Origin of the sequence: Nonomuraea antimicrobica (assembly GCF_039536965.1) — a bacterium.
In the GTDB taxonomy this organism is placed as follows: Bacteria; Actinomycetota; Actinomycetes; order Streptosporangiales; family Streptosporangiaceae; genus Nonomuraea; species Nonomuraea antimicrobica.
Map to the genome: position 1 here is coordinate 185,290 of NZ_BAAAZP010000074.1, position 14,520 is coordinate 199,809.

Annotated in this window: 11 protein-coding genes; 6 read left to right on the forward strand and 5 right to left on the reverse strand. The window is 72.9% G+C overall.

Going from position 1 to position 14,520, the window contains the following annotated elements:
• Positions 1-115: 115 nt before the first annotated feature.
• On the reverse strand, positions 116-586 hold the full coding sequence (locus tag ABD844_RS19265; RefSeq protein WP_344879197.1) for an MSMEG_6728 family protein: 471 nt from the start codon (positions 584-586) through the stop codon (positions 116-118).
• Positions 587-659: 73 nt separating this feature from the next.
• On the opposite strand from ABD844_RS19265, the gene ABD844_RS19270 reads away from it, so the two are divergent.
• Positions 660-2,960 (forward strand): xanthine dehydrogenase family protein molybdopterin-binding subunit, encoded by a 2,301-nt coding sequence (locus ABD844_RS19270; RefSeq protein WP_344879200.1) that lies wholly within the window; start codon positions 660-662, stop codon positions 2,958-2,960.
• A 72-nt stretch (positions 2,961-3,032) separates the two neighbouring features.
• On the opposite strand, the gene ABD844_RS19275 is transcribed toward ABD844_RS19270, so the two are convergent.
• Positions 3,033-3,293 carry a hypothetical protein gene (locus ABD844_RS19275; RefSeq protein WP_344879203.1) on the reverse strand — a complete coding sequence of 87 codons (261 nt, stop codon included), beginning with the start codon at positions 3,291-3,293 and terminating at the stop codon, positions 3,033-3,035.
• A gap of 229 nt (positions 3,294-3,522) precedes the next feature.
• Between ABD844_RS19275 and ABD844_RS19280 the strand changes: the two genes are divergently transcribed.
• Positions 3,523-4,935: a WGR domain-containing protein gene (locus ABD844_RS19280; RefSeq protein WP_344879206.1), complete on the forward strand. Its 1,413-nt coding sequence runs from the start codon at positions 3,523-3,525 to the stop codon at positions 4,933-4,935.
• A 17-nt stretch (positions 4,936-4,952) separates the two neighbouring features.
• Here ABD844_RS19280 and ABD844_RS19285 read toward each other — a convergent pair whose 3' ends face one another.
• A complete protein-coding gene (locus tag ABD844_RS19285; RefSeq protein WP_344879209.1) occupies positions 4,953-6,338 on the reverse strand; it encodes a DHA2 family efflux MFS transporter permease subunit in 1,386 nt (461 codons plus the stop codon).
• Between the two features lie 84 nt (positions 6,339-6,422).
• Between ABD844_RS19285 and ABD844_RS19290 the strand changes: the two genes are divergently transcribed.
• The 3 genes from ABD844_RS19290 (at position 6,423) to ABD844_RS19300 (ending at position 10,631) form a co-directional block, all read left to right on the forward strand.
• Positions 6,423-7,403, forward strand: coding sequence for an Lrp/AsnC family transcriptional regulator (locus ABD844_RS19290; protein ID WP_344879212.1), 981 nt, complete (start codon positions 6,423-6,425; stop codon positions 7,401-7,403).
• A gap of 123 nt (positions 7,404-7,526) precedes the next feature.
• Positions 7,527-9,695 carry a polysaccharide lyase 8 family protein gene (locus ABD844_RS19295; RefSeq protein WP_344879215.1) on the forward strand — a complete coding sequence of 723 codons (2,169 nt, stop codon included), beginning with the start codon at positions 7,527-7,529 and terminating at the stop codon, positions 9,693-9,695.
• A 111-nt stretch (positions 9,696-9,806) separates the two neighbouring features.
• The gene (locus tag ABD844_RS19300; RefSeq protein ID WP_344879218.1) at positions 9,807-10,631 is read left to right on the forward strand and encodes a patatin-like phospholipase family protein; all 825 of its coding nucleotides are present in this window, start codon (positions 9,807-9,809) and stop codon (positions 10,629-10,631) included.
• 60 nt (positions 10,632-10,691) lie between these two features.
• Here the strand turns inward: ABD844_RS19300 and ABD844_RS19305 are convergent, their stop codons facing one another.
• Positions 10,692-11,858, reverse strand: a complete 1,167-nt coding sequence (locus ABD844_RS19305; RefSeq protein ID WP_344879222.1) for an acyl-CoA dehydrogenase family protein — start codon at positions 11,856-11,858, stop codon at positions 10,692-10,694.
• 128 nt (positions 11,859-11,986) lie between these two features.
• Here ABD844_RS19305 and ABD844_RS19310 point away from each other — a divergent pair, with 128 nt between their 5' ends.
• Entirely contained in the window at positions 11,987-12,976 is a 990-nt protein-coding gene (locus ABD844_RS19310; protein WP_344879225.1) for an LLM class flavin-dependent oxidoreductase, read from the forward strand.
• Between the two features lie 9 nt (positions 12,977-12,985).
• On the opposite strand, the gene ABD844_RS19315 is transcribed toward ABD844_RS19310, so the two are convergent.
• Positions 12,986-14,404: a multicopper oxidase family protein gene (locus ABD844_RS19315; protein ID WP_344879230.1), complete on the reverse strand. Its 1,419-nt coding sequence runs from the start codon at positions 14,402-14,404 to the stop codon at positions 12,986-12,988.
• Between the last annotated feature and the right edge of the window lie 116 nt (positions 14,405-14,520).

A 14,520-nucleotide genomic window follows, 5' to 3' on the forward strand; every position in this document is an offset into this window, starting at 1 on the left:
CGGGCCTTCCCGCAGCCGCCCGGCTCCGGGTAGGCGCCTCTCCCTTATCCGCCCGGCTCCGGGTAGGTGCCTTCTCCCTCACCCGCCCGTCCGCGGGGGCGCGGGCGAGGGGTGGTCAGCCAGGCAGGCGGTCGGAGCGGGGCCAGACGTAGTCGAGGTCGTCCGGCTCGTCACCGAAGATCGGGCGGTAGTGGCCGGGGTCCTTGCGCAGCAGTGCCGAGCGGTGGCTGAGGTGCAGCTTCTCGTCGCCGAGCCAGGGCGGCAGCTCGCCGGCCGCCGCCAGCTCCGGTTGCGCGCGTACGCCCGGCGTGCCGCGGTGCCGGGCCAGCTCGCCGGTCATCGTGCCGGCGCAGGTGTCGGACCTGCCGATGGCGCACCAGCGGTGGCACACCTCCAGGCCATACCGTACGAGCGCCTCCTCGTACCCGGCCCACATCTTCACGACGGGGTGGTGGCGCCAGCCGTACCCGGGGACGGTGAGGGCGCGCAGGATCTGGAGGGTCTCGACGCGCTGCTTGCCCAGCCGCAGCGGGTCAAGGACCGCAGCCGTCGCGGTGAAGTCCGGATATGGCAGGAATGTTTGCATCGGTACCCCCGCTGACGTGCCCCTTCCCGCGGATCGTATAGACCGTCCGGCAGGCGGCGCTCACAATCAGGCCATGGGAGACGCCTATGTCGGCGCACGGACGCCGCGACGGGAAGACGCCAGGCTGCTGACCGGAAAGGGCAGGTACGTCGGCGGCGTGAGCCTGCCGGGCATGACCCACGCGTACGTGGTGCGCAGCCCCATCGCCCACGGCCACCTGCTGGGCTGCGACGCCAAGGCGGCCGAAGCCGTCGAAGGCGTCCTCGACGTCATCACCCACGCCGAGGCGGCCGGCCTCGCCCTGCCGTGCGTGAGCATGATGCCGGGCCAGCGGCTCACCTCCTACCCCGTGCTGGACGACACGATCCGGTACGCGGGCCAGCCGCTCGCCGTCGTCGTCGCCCGCACCGCCGCGACCGCCAGGGACGCCGCCGACCTGCTCGACCTCCAGCTCGACGAACTGCCCGCGGTGGTGGGGGCCGAGCGCGCGCTGACGGCCGACGCCCCGCTGCTCTATCCCGAGCTGGGCGGCAACGTGATCTCCGACTTCTCGATGGGGGACGACGACTGCCTGGCCGCCGTCGAAGGGGCCGAGCACCTGGTCGAGATGACGTTCAGGACGGGCCGGGTCTCGCCGTACCCGCTGGAGCCGCGCGGCGTGGTGGCGTCGTACGCCGACGAGGAGCTGACCGTGCACATCTCCTCCCAGGCGCCGCACCACGTGCGTGAGCACCTCGCGAACGTGTTCGGGCTCGTCCACGGCCGCGTACGCGTCATCAGCCGCGACACCGGCGGCGGGTTCGGCGGCAAGGAGCACGTCTACCCCGACGAGGCGCTCGTCTGCCTGGCCGCGATGCGCGCCGGGCGGCCGGTGTGCTGGTCGGAGTCGCCGGGCGACCGGGTGTTCGCCACACTGCCGGCGCGGCAGGCCGTGCACAGGGGGCGGCTGGCGCTGGACGGCGACGGACGGTTCGTGGCGATGTACGTGGACGTGCTCGGCGACCTCGGTGCCCATCCGTCGAACGTGGGCGGCTCGACGTTCGGGGTCACGGCCACACTGCTGCCGGGGCCGTATCGGTTCGAGCGGTTCGCCGCCCGGGTGCGCGGAGTCGTCACCACGACCACGCCCACCGGCTCCTACCGTGGCTTCGGCCAGCCCGAGGCCGCCCTGACCAGGGAGCGGCTGATCGACGAGGCGGCACGCAGGCTCGGCCTCGACCGGGTCGAGCTGCGGCTGCGTAACATGATCCGGCCCGAGGAACTGCCGTGCACGACGCGGGCGTTCCAGACGTACGACTCGGGGGACTACCCGAGGGCCCTGCGTACCGTGTGCGACCTGGCGCGGCCGGTCGCGAAGGACGACGGGCGCAGGCGCGGCGTGGGCTACTCCTGTCACGTCGAGAGCACCGGGCTGGGGCCCTCGATGGATCTCAAGGCGATCGGGATGCTGGTGGGCGGTTACGAGGCGGTGGTGCTGCGCATGGACCAGGACGCGTCCGTGGTGGTGTCCTCGGGTGTGGTCTCGATCGGGCAGGGCATCGAGACCGCGCTGGCCCAGCTCGCGGCCGACCGGGTGGGCGTGCCCATCGAGCGGGTACGGGTGGTGCTGGGTGACACGGCGGCGACGCCGTACTCGTCGGTCGGGTCGATCGCGAGCCGGTCGCTGGTGGTGGGCGGCGGGGCGCTCACCCGGGCGGCCGAGCGGCTGCGCGGCAAGCTTCTCGCCATCGCCGCGCACCGGCTGGAGGCGGCGGCGGACGACCTGGAACTCGCCGACGGCGCGGTACGGGTGAAGGGCGACCCGCGGGCGTTAGTGACCCTGCAGGAGCTGGCCATCTCGGCCTGGCGCGGCTGGGACCTGCCCGAGGGCATGGAGCCTGGCCTGGAGGAGCGGGTCAGCTACGACCCGAAGGGGTACACGTTCGCGTACGGGGCGCACGCGGCGGCCGTGGCCGTGGACACCGAGACCGGGGCCGTCGAGGTGGAGGGCTACTGGGTGGTCAACGACGCCGGAGTGCTGGTCAACCCCGCCGTGGTGGAGGGGCAGATCCGGGGCGGCGTGGCCCAGGGCATCGGCGAGGCGCTGACCGAGGAGATCGTATACACCGACGACGGCCAGCCGATCACCGACTACCTGCTGCCGACCACGCGGGAGGTGCCGGACATCGAGGTCGTGATGCTGGAGACGCCCTCGCCGCTCACACCCGGCGGCATGAAGGGCGCAGGAGAGGCGGGTACGATCGGCCCGCCCGCCGCCGTCGCCAACGCGGTCGCCGCAGCCCTGCCGGAGATCGCCGACCGGATCACCGACGTGCCGCTGACCCCGGCCGCGTTGTGGTCGCTGCTGCGCGACGGCGGGCTGTCGGCCACGTGACAGGCGCGGGCATCGGCCGCTCCTGACCTGCGCGGCCGGACATTGCGATCGGCGACGGTCCGGCCGCGGGGTTCAGGCCGCCCCTGGTCCGCGCGGCCGGGTGAGGTCTTCGAGGTCCTTGCCCGCCTCCAGCAGCGCCTGCTCCAGCGCCTTGCGCCCGGCGGGCTTGGGCTCCTGCGGCCGGGGCTCGTGCGGTCTGGGCTCGTGTGGTCTGGGGTCGTGCGGCCTGGGCTCCGCGGGCCGTCGCGGTCGCTCGCCCGGCAGGCCGGTCTTGCGCGCGGGCTTCTGGAGCGGCTCGGCGTCGGTCTTGGGTGCGTTCTCAGGACTGCTCATGCGGGTGTCCGTACCCGGCCTCGCCGTGGCCGTTTCGAGCGCCGGGCAAAACAATGGCGATTTCTCCCCGAAGTTTCCCCCGAAAGGCGTCCCCAGACCTACATGTTTCGAACAGCCGTGTACGTCGCCCGTGGGGCCGATCAGGGCGGGCGTATCACTTTTGTCGCCACCGTCCTCTACGCTCCCGGATCAATCGATCAAGCCAGGCGGATCTGGGAGAAACGCGGACATGACCTACCTCGAGCTGTCTGAGGACGGCGGCGGATCGCACAAGTTCTACGAGGTGACCGTGGCGGGCACGCAGGTCACGATCACGTACGGGCGCATCGGCGAGGCCGGCCAGACCAAGGTCACCGCCTTCCCCACGGAGGCCAAGGCCCAGACCGCGGCGGCCAAGAAGCTCGCGGAGAAGGCCCGCAAGGGCTACGCGCCCGCCGTGCGCGGCGTGCGTCAGCGCCGGGCCGTCACCCGCCGGGCCATCGCCAGCACCCGCTCGACCGCGCAGCAGGCGCCGGTCCTGTGGCGGTTCGACAGCGGCGCGTCGGCGTTCGGCATCTTCGTGGACGAGGAGCGCTGCTGGGTCGGCAACCAGCGCGGCGACGTCTACACCCTCGGCCACTCCGGCACCGTGACCGGCCGCTTCCGCCTGCCGGACGGCGTGAAGTGCATCGTGGCCGACGACTTCTGGATCTACGCCGGGTGCGACGACGGCCGCGTGTACGACCTGAGCGGCAAGGTCCCGAGGGCCGCGTACGAGATCGCCCACGACGTGGACATCTACTGGCTCGACATCCACGACGGCGTGCTCGGCGTCTCCGACCGGGCCGGGCGGGTCACCGCGATCGACTACGAGGACGAGTTCCAGTGGGCGCGCACCGCGGGCGGCGACTCGGCGTGGATGGTCAGGTGCGACCAGGACTCGGTCTACTTCGGCCACTCGGGCGGGGTGGCCCGCTACGACATCGCCGACGGCACGCCCGTATGGGAGACGAAGACGGTCGACCACGTGCTGTTCGGCTGGCAGGAGGAGCACTCGGTGTACGCGGGCACCGGCCGCCGCACCGTGCACCGGCTGGCCAAGGACGACGGCCGCGTCGAGGCCGTCTACCGGTGCGACGGCGCGGTCTACTCCTGCGCCACCTCGCCGGGCGGCCGCCACGTCTTCGCCGGTGACAACCACTCCTCCGTCTACTGCTTCGACGCCACCGGCCGTCGACTGTGGAAGCTCGGCACCGGCTGCGGTTCGGCGTTCTCCATGCAGTACCTGGACGAACGGCTCTACATCGTCACCACCGACGGCACCCTGGCCTGCATCGACGCCAGTGAGGCGGCGATCGCGGCGGCCCAGTCCGGCGACGTGCCGCAGCCGGTGGACGTCAAGGCGGCGGCCTCACTGGCGGTCGTCGAGCCCTCGGTCGTGCTGGAGACGACGAGCGAGGTGGGCGACGGCGTGGTGGTGGAGTGCGTCAGCGAGGGCGAGCGGCTGCGCGTGCGCGTGGTGACCCCGGGCTACGAGTCGTGGAACGTGCAGTTCCCGAAGGAGATCCGCGAGGCCGGGGCCCGCTACCTGGTCGACGGTGTGCGGTCGGCCGGTCGCGGCGGGTTCTACCGGGCCTACGGCGACATCCGGCGCCTGCTCTGACCGGCCCTCGCCGACGCCTACGGGGTGCGTGCCGCGCGCGCGACCGGCACGACGGCGACCAGGACGAGCACGCCCGCCGCGACGCCGATGACCCCGCCGGCCCGGTAGACGCCGTTGAGCGCGGCGTACCCGGTCTCGTCGCCCTGGTAGAGGAGGCCGAGCACGGCGACGCCCAGCGCGTAGCCGAGTTGCCGGACCGTGTTGACCGTCCCCGCGGCCATGCCGGCCCGCTCGTGCGGCGCGTACGCCATGGCGGCCGAGTTGAGCGCGGGCACGGCCAGCCCCACCCCGAGGCCGCTGACGACCAGCCCGGCCGTCAGCGCGGTCCAGCCGGAGTGCGCGTCCAGCAGCCCTTGCAGGAACGCGCCCGCCCCGATCAGCAGCAGCCCGCCGCCGAGCGCGGCGCGCGGCGACAGCCCGGGGAACAGCCGGGCCGACGCCACGGAGACCACCAGTGAGGTGGCGGCCATCGGCGACAGCGCCAGCCCCGCCATCACCGGCCCGAGCCCCAGGTCCCGCTGCAACCACAGCGAGGTGAAGGCCAGGCAGGCGAACGCGGCGGGCATCAGCAGCCCGGCCCCCGCCATGATGCCGCCGAACGACCGCCCGGCGAACAGCCGCAGGTCCAGCATGGGATTCGCGCCGCGCGTCTCCGCCACGAGAAACACGCAGAACGCCACCACCGCCACGGCCAGCGGCACCAGCGTGCGCGCCGCCGCCCAGCCGTGCTGTCCCGACTCGATGAGCCCGTACGTGAGCGCGCCCGCCGCCACCGTGAACGTGAGCATCCCGGCCCAGTCGAGCCGGGCTCCGCCGGGCAGGCGCGACTCCTCGACGTTCCGCAGCGTGAGCCAGGCGGCGACCAGGCTGATGGGCAGGTTCACCAGGAAGATGGCCCGCCAGTGCAGGTGCTCGGTGAGCAGGCCGCCCAGCACGGGCGCGATGGCCGCGGCCGCCCCGTTGACCCCGCCCCACACGCCGAACGCGATGCCGCGCCGCCTGCCTTGGTAGGTCGCGCTGAGCAGGGCGAGCGTGGTGGCCATCATGGCGGCGGCGGCCACGCCCTGGAGCACGCGGGCTCCCACCAGCAGCCCGCCGCTGGGCGCGAGCCCGCACGCCAGTGAGGCCAGGGCGAAGGCCGCCAGCCCCCACAGGTACACCTTGCGCCGCCCGGCGTGGTCGGCGAACGAGCCGGCGGCCAGCAGCAGGGCGGCCAGGGCCAGCGCGTAGCCGTCCAGCAGCCACTGCGCGCCGGTGAAGGACAGGGCCAGGTCCTCGGTGAGGTCCGGGAGGGCGACCATGACGATGGTGACGTCCACCAGGAGCATGAAGGCGCCCAGGCAGACGGCCACCAGGGGTGACCAGGAGAGGGTGGCCGTCTCGGGCGCTCGGGTTTGCGTCATGGCGACAACGGTGACGCCGGATGCGGGTTCTCGCCAGTTGGAGCGATAGTTCTGGCGGTTTTCCGTGCCGGTTAGCCTGTGGTGGTGAAAACCATCGAGCTGGACGACGTGGATCGCGGGCTGCTGCATGCGCTGCAGGTGGACGGGCGGGCCTCGTTCAGCCGCATCGGCGAGGTGCTCGGCGTGTCCGACCAGCGGGTGGCCCGCCGTTACCGGCGGCTGCGCTCCACCGGCCTGCTCCGGGTGGCCGGCGTGATCGACGGCAGGCGCCTCGGCTACGAGTCGTGGGCGATCAGGCTGCGCAGCACGCCCGACGCGGCGGTCGCGATCGCCGAGGCTCTGGGGAGGCGCTCCGACACGTTCTGGGTGCACCTGCTCTCGGGCGGCACGGAGATCTCCTGCGGCACGATGCAGCGTACGGCGCAGGAACGCGAGTCGCTGCTGCTGCACAAGCTCGCGCGCACCAACCGCGTGCTGTCGTTGTCCGCGCACCGGACGCTGCACCTGTTCGCGGGCGGGCGGCTCGGCTGGTCCGGGCTGGCCGTGCTCTCGTCCGAGCAGGTGGCCCACCTTGAGGCGGGACGGATCCCGCGCGCGCACGACACCGGCGAACCGATCACGCTGGGCCCCGGCGACCAGGCGCTGCTGGACCTGCTCTCCCGTGACGGCCGCGTCGGCTACGCGGAGATGGCGGCGGCGACGGGCTGGTCGGAGTCGACCGCCAGACGCCGGATGGAGCAGCTCTGCGCGGCAGGCGCGCTCTTCTTCGACACCGACGTGCTGCCCTGGCTGATCGGCTACCAGATCGAGGCACAGCTCTGGATGTCGGTGCCACCGGCCGAGCTGGACGCGACCGGTCGGGCGCTGATCCGGCACACGGAGGTGGCGTTCGCCGGAGCGACGACCGGGCCGACCAACCTGAGCGCCACCATCGTGTGCCGCGACGACGCCGCGCTCTACCGCTTCCTGACCGAGAGCGTGGGCGCGCTGCCCGCGATCAGGCACATCGAGACCGCGCCGATCATCAGGACCGTCAAGCGGGCGGGAGCCGCACTGTCACTCTGACCCCCGGCACAGTGCTGTAGCCCGTTCCGCCGCGGGCGTGATCGGCCCGTGGGGGTCTCGCGTGATAATCGAGGCGTGTCGTGGCCATCCAGGCGATTATTCCTCCGGCTCGGCGGCGCCGCCGTGGCCGGGACCGTGGGGGCGGTCGTGCCGATGGGGGTGGCGCACACGCCTGACGACACGTTCGTCCGGCTGCGCCGCCGCTGGCGGGAGGTGACCGCGGGACCGGTGTCCGGCCAGGGGCGGGATCCGGCGGCGGGACCGGCCGGGGCGCTGGGCCAGGCCGCCGCCCGCCACCACGCCACGATGGCGCCCGGCCCCTCCTCGCTCTGGCCCGACCAGCCCTTCCCGTCCTTCATGGCCACGCCGCGGCGGCTGCGTACGATGGCGCAGGCGTACGTGGTGGAGGGCACCGGGCTGACCGGCGACCCGGCGCTCGCCCGGGCCGTCGCCGAGGGCGTCGGCCACTACCGCCGCCACGTGTACGCCACGGGCGCGCAGGCGAGCGGCAACTGGTGGCACTGGGCGATCGGCGTGCCGAAGGCGCTGCTCGACGCGGCCGTGCTGACCGACATGCACACCCCGGCCCTGGCCGCCGCGGTCGACCACTTCGTGCCACCGAGCCGGCTCGCCCGCTACAGCGGCACCAGCACCGCCGCCAACCGGGTGGACCTGTGCCTGGTGACGCTGCTGCGGGCCATGCTCGACGACGACCACGGCCGCGCCGAACTGGCCGTCTCGGCGCTGTCGCCGGTGTTCCGCACGGTGTCCGAGGGCGACGGCTTCTACCGGGACGGCTCGTTCATCCAGCACTCGTACGTGCCCTACCAGGGCGCTTACGGGGTGACGCTGCTGTCCGGCCTGGCCACCCTGTACGCCGTGCTGCGCGGCTCGCCCTGGGAGATCGCCGACCGGAGCCTGTTCGCCATGGTCGAGCGCTCGTACGCCCCCTTCGTCCGCGACGGCGCCTGCATGGACCTCGTACGCGGCAGGGGAGTCGGCAGGAGGCCGTTCGGCGACCATGAGCGCGGGCGGGAGATCGCCGCCGCGGTGCTGCTGCTGGGCGAGAGCGCGCCGGCCGGGCAGCGGGCGCGCTGGCAGGCCATGGTCAAGGGGTGGGCCGAGCGCGAGACGTACCGGCCGATGCTGGAGCACGCCGAGCCCGCCTTCCACGCCCGCCTGTCGGCGGTCATGGCCGACGACGCCGTTCCCGCGGCGCCAGAGCCGGTCGGGCACCGGCTGCTGCCGATGAGCGCCCGGGCCGTGCACCGCGGGCCGGGCTGGTGCGCGGCGCTCAGCATGGCCTCGTACCGGATCGGTCACTACGAGCACGGCAACGGCGAGAACCAGCGCGGCTGGCACACCGGCTCCGGCCTGCTCTACTGGTGGGCCGAGGGGCACGGCGACCAGTACTCCGACTCGTTCTGGCCGACCGTCGACCCCTACCGGCTGCCGGGCACCACGGTCTCCACCCGGCGGCTGCCGGACGGGGCGGGCGCGGGCTGGGGCGACACGCGTACGCCGTGGCGGTGGGTGGGCGGCGCGACCGACGGCACGTACGCGGCCGTCGGCCAGCACCTCAGCGGGCTGGAGAGCACGATGGAGGCGTTCAAGTCGTGGTTCTTCCTCGACGACGCGGTCGTCTGCCTGGGCGCGGGCATCACCGGCCAGGACGGCACCCCCGTCGAGACCGTCGTGGACAACCGCAGGACCGCCGCCCGGCTGACCACCGGCGGCGACTGGGCGCACCTCGACGGGCACGGCGGCTACCTCGTGCCCGGCGGCCAGGCCCTGCGCACGCTGCGGGAGCGCCGCTCCGGCGACGAAGTGAGCCGCGACTACGTGACGCTCTGGCTGGACCACGGCGTCGATCCGCGCTCGGCCGCCTACGTCTACGCGCTCCTGCCCGGCGCGAGCCGGGAGCGGACGCGGGCCCGCGCCGCCGACCGAGGGTGGCTGCGGGTGCTCGCCAACACCGCGCGCCTACAGGCCGTTCACGTGCCCGCGCTGGGTCTCACGGCGGCCTGCTTCTGGAACGCCGGTACCGCCGGCGACCTGACGGCCTCCGCGCCGTGCGCGGTCCTGGTGCGCGGGCGGCCGGACGGGAGCGCCACGGTGAGCGTCGCCGACCCGCGGCGCGACCTGGACGAGCTGTCCCTGACCTGGGACCGGCCGGTGGCCGAGGTGCTGCACGGTGACGCGGTCCTGGCCGGTGGCGGGCTCGTGTTCGACCGGCTCGGCGTTCTGGAGGGGGCCTCGGTGACGGTCACCGTACGGTTCGGGCGGGAGTGACGGCTGCGACCGTCTCGCTGGTGTGTGGCTTTGCCCGAGAATGAGACCGGAGGATGAGATGGGCGTGGCCGGGTGTTGCCACACGTGAGACGCGTGCATGGAGGTGCGGGGATGAGTGGGAGCAGGCGGGCGCTGGTGCTGGGCGGCGGGGGAGTCGCCGGGATCGCGTGGGAGACGGGCGTGCTGGCCGCCCTCGCCGACGGCGGGGTCGACGTCACGACCGCGGACCGGATCGTCGGCACCTCCGCGGGCTCCACCGTGGCCGCCCAGGTGACGAGCGGGCTGCCGCTGCCCGACCTGCTGGCCCGCCAGGCCGATCCCGCGCTGCAGACGCCCGAGCTGGACAGCGGGGTGTCGCTGGAGGATCTGTGGGCCGAGTTCCAGCAGATCGCTGAGGGGGCGGCCGATCCCGTCGCGCAGCGGCGCGCGGTCGGCGCGATGGCGCTGGCCGCCGCCACGGTCGGCGAGGCCGAACGGCGCGCGGTGATCGAGGCCCGGCTGCCCGTGCACGAATGGCCGGAGCGCGACCTGGTGATCGTCACCGTGGACGCCGTCACGGGTGAGCCCCGCCTGTTCGGGCCGGGCTCCGGAGTGGAGATGGTGGACGCGGTGGCGGCGAGCTGCGCGGTGCCCGGCGTGTGGCCGTGCGTGACCATCGACGGGGCGCGCTACATGGACGGCGGCGTACGCACGGGCGCGAACGCCGACTACGCGGCCGGATTCGATCGCGTACTCGTGCTCGCGCCCATGGCCGAGCCGGAGGAGCCGTCGTGGGCGCGGCTGGCGGGCCCGGTCGAGGTGATCGAGCCGGACGCGGCCTCGCTGGCCGCCTTCGGCGTCAACCCGCTCTCCCCGGCGGTACGCACGCCGAGCGCCGAGGCCGGTTACGCCCAGGGCCGCGCCCTGGTCTCCAGCGTGGCCGCGATGTGGCACTAGCATCCCGTGACGACCCCTTCAGCGCTCGTGCGTGCCTGAGAACCTCGGCGCCGGTGGTGTTCAGTCCTCCAAAGTGAAGATCACCCACGACTGGCCCTGGGCCAGCCCGGCCAGCTCCCGTCCGCACTCGCGCAACACCTGCGGGCCCGACGTGATGTGCTGCGTGCCCGCGTGCACGTCCCTGAACAGCCGCTGCACCAGGCCGTCGCGCAGCGTCGAGGTGCCGCCCGACGCGTAGACGAACCTGGCCACCCCGGCCAGCGTCGAGGTGATGTGGTTGAGCGCGAGCCGCACCATCGTCTCCTGCCGCACGTCGAGCGTCCGGCCCGAGTCGAGGGTGCGTTCCACGTCGTCCCACGTCTCGCGCACCAGGGCCGCCGCCGCGCGGAACCCGGCCTCGGCGCGGGCGAAGTCGGCGTGGAAGGCGTCGCTGCCGGCGATCTGGCCCGGCCGTCCTGCGCGCGCGCCCGCGTGGCGGCTCAGCTCGTCGAGCAGCCGGCGGCCGACGCCGAGCGCCCACCCCGTGTGGCAGATCAGCGCCTGGTCCAGCAGGCCCAGGCGGTAGATCGCGCCGCCGCGCAGCGGCTCGTTCAGGTCGAAGACGTGCGACTGCGACGCCGGTACGAACGCGCCCTCGATGGCGTAGTCGATGCTGCCCGTCGCGCGCAGCCCCAGGACGTCCCAGTTGCCGAGCGGCTTGACGTCCTCGATCGGGGTGATGAAGATCCGTTCCTCGCCGGTGCCCTCGATGGCGCCGAGGCTGTGGGCGTACTGGGAGTGCAGCATGCCCGAGGCGAAGCTCCACCGGCCGCTGAGACGGAAACCCCCGTTCTCCGGCACGGCCACGCCTGGCCGCGTGCCCTGCCCCGCGATCAGCGGCATCCGGGGGCCGGTGAAGATGCGTTCGACGGCGTCGTCGCCCAGGTACGCGCCGGCCGTGCCGTTCTCCAGCGTGGTGGCCATGACCACCCAGCCCGTCGAGGGGTCGGCGTACGACAGCTCAGCGAAGACGTCGAGCAGCTCCCTCGGGGACGATTCGGCTCCCCCGAGCGGCTCCGGCACCCAGACGCCGAAGAGCCCGGCCTCGTGCAGGGCGTCCACCACGGGCGTGGTGAGCATGCCCTGCGCCTCGGCGGCGCCCGCCTCGCGCTCGATCAGCGGGCGCAGGTCGCGGGCGCGCTCAAGCAGCGTCGTACCGGCGGTGTGCAGTCGCGGCGATTCGCTCATGTCCCGGTGCTCCTGTTCCTGATCGTGGGCGCTCACTCCTCCGTCAGATCACGTCGGCGGCGCATTGTCCAGAGCCCGTCAAGGAAACCGCCCCGACGGGTCTCCGACGCGCCAAGGAGTGGGAAAGGTTGTCACACGAAGACCCGGCGGATGGCATCGGCGGCGGCGGGCCGGGCACGGTGACCGGGGTACGCAGCGCGACCGTCGGCGAGTCGCCGGCGGCGAGGACCTTGGGGGGACTCATGAACGTCGGCCTCGGCCTGCCCATCAGCGACCCTGTGGCCTTGCTGGAGTGGGCACGGCGCGCGGACGAGGGCCCGTTCAGCACGCTCGGCCTGCTGGACCGGCTCGTCTATGACAATCCAGAACCGCTGATCACCCTGGCCATGCTGGCGGGCGCGACCTCCAGGATCCGCCTGCAGACCGAGGTGCTGCTCGCCCCGCTCCGCGACCCGGCGCTGCTGGCCAAGCAGACCGCCACCCTGGACCGCATGTCGGGAGGACGCTTCACGCTCGGCATCGGGCTGGGCGCGCGCAGCGACGACTACGCGGCCGCGGGCGTCGACGTGCACACGCGCGGGGCGCGGATGGAAGAGACGATGACGGTGCTGCGCCGCCTGTGGTCGGGCGAGCCGTACGGTGACGGGGTCGGCCCGATCGGCCCGCACCCCGCGCGCAGGGGCGGTCCCGAGGTGCTGTTCGGCGCCTTCAGCCCGGTCGCGATCCGCCGTGCGGCCCGCCTGGGCGACGGCTTCCTGTGCTCGACCCACATCGCCGACACCGACACCCTGTTCCGGGCCATCGAGACGGAGTGGCGGGCGCAGGGCCGCGCGGGCCGTCCCCGGCTGGTCGCGCAGTTCAACGCCGCCCTGGGGCCGGACTACCTGATCAAGGAGGCCCACGACCGGCTGTACGAGTACTACAGCGCGCCCACCTTCATGAACATGCCCGCCGGGTTCGCCGAGGCCGCGGTGGCGAACATGCTCACCACGCCCGCCCAGATCCACGAGGCGACGGCCCGGATGACGGACCTCGGCGCGGACGAGGTCATGTTCTACTGCTGGGCCTCGGACGTGAGCCAGGTCGAGCAGTTCGCCGGGGCGCTCGCCGCCGCCTGAGGCACCCGCTCACGGGACGACTTCGAGGTTGCCCATCATGCCGCCGTCCTCGTGGCTGAGGATGTGGCAGTGGAAGGGGTACTTCCCGGTGAAGTTGCGGAACCGCATGCGGATGACGACCTCGCCCCGGGTGGGCAGCTGGACGGTGTCCTGCCACCCACGGAACGGGTACGGCCGGCCGTTGACGCTCATCACCTGGAAGTCGTTGACGTGCGCGTGGAAGGTGTGCTGCTCGTCGGAGGCGTTGCGGACGAGCCATTCCTCGGTGGTGTTGAGCTTGGCCCGCACGTCGATGCGGTTGGCGTCGAAGAGCTTGCCGTTGATGAAGAACTGGTTGGCCCCGCTGTTCTCGGAGAAGGTGATGGTACGTCGCTGGGCCAGCGGGTCGTGGCTCAGGTCGTCGATCGCGGCGAAGTCGGCGGGGATGGCGGCCGGACGCATGGGGGTGCCCGAGGAGATCAGGGTGGCGAGCGTCTTCTCCGGGTAGGAGTCGCCGGCCGGGCCGGTGGAGTAGGGCGTGGTGACCAGGTTGGTCCGGCCTTCTGGAGGGCCCTGCACGAGCACGTCGTAGCGGGCGCCCGGCGGCAGGAGCAGGGCTTCGGCGCTCCACGTGCGGTCGACGGGGTTGGCGTCCTGGGCCAGCACGGTGAAGCGGGTGCCCTTGAGTTGCACGTTGTAGGCGATGTTGGCGCCGATGTTGGCCAGCCGCCAGAGTTGGGTCTCGCCGGGGCGGATGCTGATGACGGGGTTGATGAGTCCGTTCACGGTCCGGTTGGTGGGGGCGTTGCTGTCGATTTTGGTGGTGGGGATGGCGCCGTTCCTGACCTGGAAGTCCTTGAGCGCGATCAGGCGCTCGGTGATGCCGCGCAGCTCCGGTGGGAGATAGCGGTCGAGGCCGTCGACGATGATCGCGCCCGACAGCCCGGAGAACACCTGCGCCTCCGTGTACCCGTGCGCGTGCGAGTGGTACCAGTAGGTGCCGGGGGCGAAGTCCTTGCCCAGGTGATAGCTGTGGTGGAAGCTCTCTCCCGGCTTGATGTGCAGGTAGATGTTGTCGGAGTTGCCGCTCGGGGAGACGTGCCAGCCGTGGGTGTGCAGGTTGGTGTCGTTGCCCAGCCGGTTGACCAGGGTCAGGTCCAGCCGGTCGCCGGGGCGCAGGCGGAGGGTCGGCGGCATGTAGTGGCCGTTGTACGTCATCGCCCGCACGTTCTGGCCCGCCAGCCGTACGGTGCGCTGCTCCACCAGCAGCCGCACGCGCAGCAGACCGTCGCTGCTCCTCAGCTCCGGCGGCTGGTGGAACGACGGCAGGGTCTCGGCGGTGGGGGAGGCCGGGCGGGCGGGGACGGCCCGCCTGGTCGTGCTGCCGCCGCAGCCGGTCGCCAACACCAGGGCCAGTCCCGATGCGGCGGCGAGGCGTGACAGGGACATGGCTCTCCTCGGGCATGAGGTGGGACGCCCGCCTCAATGCCCGCCTGCCCTCGACCAATACCGCCTCTGACGTGCATTTTCCGGAAGATTGACCGGGTACGGGGACGGTCGGCCAG